Raw genomic sequence first — 4,729 nt, 5'->3', positions numbered from 1 at the left:
AAGCCGGCCTGAATCGGGGCATCCTGGCTCAGGGGTGGGGTCTGCTCGTCAGACGTGTGGAACAGAAGGCGCCTGGCCGGGTCGAGCGGGTCCCGGCCGCGTTTACCAGTCAGCGTTGTTTCGCCTGCGGGTATGTCGTCGCCGGGTCGCGTGAGAGTCAAGCGCGGTTCTGTTGTGTCGCCTGCGGGTATCAGAGCAACGCCGATGTGAATGCTGCGCGTAACATCGCCGAGGGACGCCGGTGAACGCGCGGGGAGGCAGCCCGGTGGGGCTCCTGTGAACCGCGAACCTCGATGACACGAACCAGCTTTCGTGTCATCGGAATCTCCCGCCTTCAGGCGGGAGAGGACGTCAACATGCCGTCCGGCGAGACGCCGATGTCGAACAGCAGCATGGTGACCGTGTCACCGCGCCGGACGCGGACCAGCGCCGAGAACCCGTGCTCGGCCCGCAGCCCCGCCGTCGTGATCCCGGCCTCGAACTGCGGCGCCTCGACCAGGCCCACCCCGCGCGGCGGGCGGATCACCCGTTCGTCGCCGGGCAGCAGCCCGTCGTAGGTGTTGTCCATCAGCGCGGTGACGACGACCTCGTCGACGGGGACCAGCGCGACCGGGTCCACGGCCGCGCCGGAGGCGGGCCGGGGCAGGCTGGCGCGTGCACCCCCCAGGCCACCGGACGGATCGTCGTCGCACACACGCGCCTCCTCGAACGGCTTGATCGTGGCCGGGCAGGACTACGGCACAGCCGCCGTGACAGCCGCCTTCATCGAACGAGTTCCGGACCTCGCCTCCCCGGTGCGGCCCGCCGGTGGCTACGGATGATCGGATCGGGCCTGATAGCCGGGCGCGGGTGTGCCAGGTGGGTTGTAGACGCCGGGCTTCGCGCCCGGGTTCGGCACGCAGACCTCCGCCTCCAGCCCGTCCGGGTCGCGGAAGAACAGGCTCAGGACGGGGCCGAAGTCGGTGACGAAGCCGTCGGTGGCACCGCGGGCCATCAGCCGTTCCCGGATCAGGTCGAACGCGTCCGTCGAGGCGGCCTGCAGACCGAGGTGGTCGATGCGGCCGCGGCCGAACATCGGTGTCTGCCGCTGCGCCTCGGTGTTGTCGCTGATCTCGAAGATGTTGAGTTCGGTGAGCGGACCGATGGAGAGAAGCGACAGGGTTCCACCGGGCATCCTCTCCTCGTGGTCCACCGTGGCCTCGAAGACGTCGCGGTAGAACCCGTGCAGCCGCTCAGCGTCGTTCGTCAGGATCGCCACGTGGTTCACGCCGTTCAGCAGCACGGACGTTCCTCCTTCCGGATCCGGGTGATGCGGGGAGAACCTTGCGATAGCAGAATCTCACGCCGTCCGCGCACGTCGGGCCGGGTCGACCAGCGGAACACACCGGGAAACGCCGGACCGTCGTCCGACAGGCCACCAGGACGCGCGGGACCCTGTCGGTTCGGCGTCCTTTCCTCCCGGTGGGCTGGTCGCTCGCGCTACAACGCTGACATGTCGCGTGTGCTCGCCGGCCTGGCCGCTGTCCCGGTGCTGCTGATCGGGGGCGTCCTCACGGTCGCCTTCCTGCTGCCGGCCGACCGGATGTATCTGCTCGGGCCCATGATCGCCGGCGTGATGATCGTACTGATGGTCGTGCTCCTCACGCTGCTACCGCGGGTGATCCGCTGGCGGATGGCCGAGATGTTCGGCGGCGAGCTCTCGCCGCTGCTCGGGCACGGCGGCATCTCCGGCGGGCGGCGTGGCGGAGCGGGCGGCACGTTCCCGTTCCCCTTTCCCTTCGCGGCCGGCCTCCGGGATGCTCCGGTCGGCGCCGGCGAACCCGGGGGCGCGGACGATGGCGACCTCCGCGGCGGCTGCCGCCACGACCGCCACGACCGCCACGACCACCGCGATCACGGCGGTCACCACGACCATGCTGGTCACGGCGGTTCCGCCGGCCATCACGGCCACGACCACGGCTGGCCGGGGCCGGCTTCCTGGGCCGGCGGCTCGGACAGTTTCGACAGCTCGTCGAGCAGCAGCTCCGGCAGCTCGTCCAGCAGTTCCTCCTGGTGACAGGTGTCCCTGCGGGGACAGCTCGGTGAGAACAGCTCGGTGAGGACGCCTCGGTGAGGCGGCGTTGCGCAGGCGCTCCGCGATGGGCGTCCACACCCGCGGCCTGGTGGACGCCATCCCCGGCGCCCGACCTGGATCGTCCGGCGGTGCCGCTGACGGGCGTGCACCGCCCGGTCCGCACGGCGAGCCGGTCGGTATCGGTGCCTGGGCCGACTGGGTCGCCGAGCAGGGAGTTCCGTTCGCGGTGCCCGAGTGGGGCGTGAACGACCAGGCCTGGGGCTCCACCGACCCGGCCTTCGTCACCCAGATGCGCACCGTGTTCGAACGGGCCGCCGCGTCGAGGACCGGGCTCGCCTACGAGTCCTACTTCGACGGCTCGACCGGTTACAGCTGCACGTTCACCCTGCATGACAAGGAGTGCGGCTTCGACTACCACGAGGCCGCGGCCCAGCGGTACAAGGAGCTGTGGACGGGGCCGTACGTCAGATCCTGATCCGCGGTTCTGACTCTCGCCCGTCACGGGCGGCGTCGCGCGGCGGTTCACCCGTCGCGCGACGCCGCCGTGCCGGGCTTCTCCCGGCTCGGGCGCCTACGATGTGCATCGTGCCCGATGCGGTCGTGCCCCTGGCCCCGCTGCTGCCGATGCGCCGTCGCCTGACCGTGTCCGCAGGCACCGTGGAGCACCACGCGACCGAGCCGATCTCCTACTGGCATCGCCACGACCTGCACGAGATCGAGTACGCGGTCCGCGGCAGCGCCGAGATCCGGACCCGGTCGACGCACTACCTGCTGCCGCCGCGCTACGCGGCCTGGCTCCCGGCCGGGGTGGAACACTCGCCGCTGCTGCGGGACGTCCACACCGTGGCGGTCTTCTTCGACCCGGCCGTGTTCAGCCTGCCCTGCCCGCGGGCGGCGATCATCCCGGTCCCGCCGGTCCTGCGGGAGATGATGCGCTACGCCGTCCGCTGGCCCATCGAGCGGCTCCACGACGACCCGGAGGCGCTCGCCTTCTTCGAGGCGCTGGCCGGGGTCCTCCGCCAGGCGCTCGCGCAGGAGCTGCCCCTGTCGCTGCCCGTCTCGGACGACCCGGTGATCCGGGACGTGGTCGCCTACACCGCCGCGCACCTGGACGACGTCACCGCCGGTGCTGTCTGCCGCGCTGTCGGGATCTCCGAGCGGGTGCTGCGTCGCCGGTTCGCCGCCGAGCTGGGCCAGACCTGGCGCGACCATCTGCAGCACGCCCGCCTGCTGCGGGCGATGTCCCTGCTGAGCAGCACGACCCAGCCGGTCGGTGAGATCGCCGCCGCGGTGGGGTTCGGCAGCGCGAGCGCGCTCGCCCGGGCCTTCCGCACCTGGACCGGAGAGGCCCCGACCGCCTACCGCGACCGCTGGCAGTCCACGCGGGCGGAGCTGTCCGCGTAGTCCCGGCATGGCAACGGCACGGCACCGGCACCGGCACCGGCATGGCGCTTTCCCAAGCTTCTCGGCCTAAGAAGTAGAGAATGTGCCGGGGCGGGGAGAAGCCGAGGAGGTCGCCTGTGCCGACGCACGCCAGCAGCCGAGCCGAGAACAGTGGAACGGGCCTCACCGACGCCGGTCCCACCTACGCCAGTCCGACCGATGTGGCTGCCCACGGTCCGTACGAGATCCGGCGGGACCCGGACGACCCGCGCCCGCTGTACCGCCTCGACGGGCGGATCACCGAGGACGGGGCCAGCGGCTATCGGGCGGAACCGGGGCGTTACCACCTGTACGCCGGCTGGTTCTGTCCGTGGGCGCAGCGTGTCACGCTGCAGATCGAGCTGAACGGGCTGGCGGACGTCATCGGGATCTCGCCGTGGATACCTCGGACTTCAGGCCGGGGAGGAAACGGCGCTCCATGCGGGAACGCATACGGGATTCCTTTCGGTAGAGTCGGAACATGTCCCGTTACCGGCTCGATCCGGCGCCTGGACAGGTTGCCGGGCTCGCCGAGCACTGCGGGCATGCCCGTTTCGTCTGGAATTTGGCTGTTGAGCAGCAGTCGTGGTGGACGCCTTACCGGGGAAAGGCGCCGAATCATCTGGAGCGTTGCCGGCAGTTGACTGCCTCGCGGGCGGAGTTCGACTGGCTGCGGGCTGGATCGCAGACGGTGCAGCAGCAGGCGTTGCGAGATTTCGACCAGGCTATGCGGAACTTTTTCCACGGTTCGCACAGACGCCCGGCCTGGCGGAAACGGGGCCGGCCCGAGGGCTTCCAGGTCGTGGGTAAGAACGCCCGGGTGGAGAAGCTGAACCGGAGGTGGTCCCGGTGCTGGGTCCCGAAGGTCGGCTGGGTGAGGTTCCGGGTGTCGCGGACCGTTCCGGGTTTCAGGTCCTACCGGGTCGCCTGTGATCGGGCGGGTCGCTGGCACGTCGCGTTCGCCGTCGTTCCCGTACCCGTCGCCCCGCCTGGCGCGGGAGGGATCGTCGGGGTGGATCGTGGGGTGGCGGTGTCCGCCGCGCTGTCCACGGGAGAGCTGCTGAGGTGCCCGGGGCTGCGGCCGAAGGAGACCGAACGGCTCCGCAGGCTGGCCCGGCGGCTGTCCAGGGCCAGGCGGGGCAGCGCCCGGCGCACCCGGCTGCGTGGCCAGGTCGCCCGGGTGAAGGCCCGGGAGGCCGACCGGCGCAGGGACTGGGTCGAGAAGACCAGCAC

The 4,729-nt window shown here is 71.0% G+C and carries 6 protein-coding genes and 1 pseudogene; 5 read left to right on the top strand and 2 right to left on the bottom strand.

Annotated elements, in window-relative coordinates; genetic code table 11:
* Positions 1–297, top strand: a pseudogene (locus AB1460_RS35705) (zinc ribbon domain-containing protein); the annotation flags it as partial.
* Between the two features lie 37 nt (positions 298–334).
* On the opposite strand, the gene AB1460_RS35700 reads toward AB1460_RS35705, so the two are convergent.
* Complete coding sequence (locus tag AB1460_RS35700) at positions 335–694, bottom strand: hypothetical protein (protein WP_368966855.1); 360 nt, start codon at positions 692–694, stop codon at positions 335–337.
* Between the two features lie 117 nt (positions 695–811).
* Complete coding sequence (locus tag AB1460_RS35695; protein WP_368966853.1) at positions 812–1,282, bottom strand: VOC family protein; 471 nt, start codon at positions 1,280–1,282, stop codon at positions 812–814.
* Positions 1,283–1,492: 210 nt separating this feature from the next.
* Between AB1460_RS35695 and AB1460_RS35690 the strand changes: the two genes are divergently transcribed.
* From AB1460_RS35690 to AB1460_RS35675, 4 genes are all read left to right on the top strand, one after another.
* Complete coding sequence (locus tag AB1460_RS35690) at positions 1,493–2,056, top strand: hypothetical protein (protein WP_368966851.1); 564 nt, start codon at positions 1,493–1,495, stop codon at positions 2,054–2,056.
* A gap of 64 nt (positions 2,057–2,120) precedes the next feature.
* Positions 2,121–2,549, top strand: a complete 429-nt coding sequence (locus AB1460_RS35685) for a hypothetical protein (RefSeq protein ID WP_368966850.1) — start codon at positions 2,121–2,123, stop codon at positions 2,547–2,549.
* Between the two features lie 110 nt (positions 2,550–2,659).
* Positions 2,660–3,478, top strand: coding sequence for an AraC family transcriptional regulator (locus AB1460_RS35680; protein WP_368966848.1), 819 nt, complete (start codon positions 2,660–2,662; stop codon positions 3,476–3,478).
* Positions 3,479–3,977: 499 nt separating this feature from the next.
* Positions 3,978–4,729 (top strand): RNA-guided endonuclease InsQ/TnpB family protein (locus AB1460_RS35675; RefSeq protein WP_368966847.1); only part of this gene is annotated, 752 nt, incomplete at its 3' end.

The organism is Parafrankia sp. FMc2 (genome assembly GCF_041008525.1).
Taxonomy (GTDB): Bacteria; Actinomycetota; Actinomycetes; order Frankiales; family Frankiaceae; genus Parafrankia.
The sequence above is the reverse complement of the archived record's forward strand: the minus strand, read 5'-3'. Positions and strand labels throughout refer to the sequence as shown.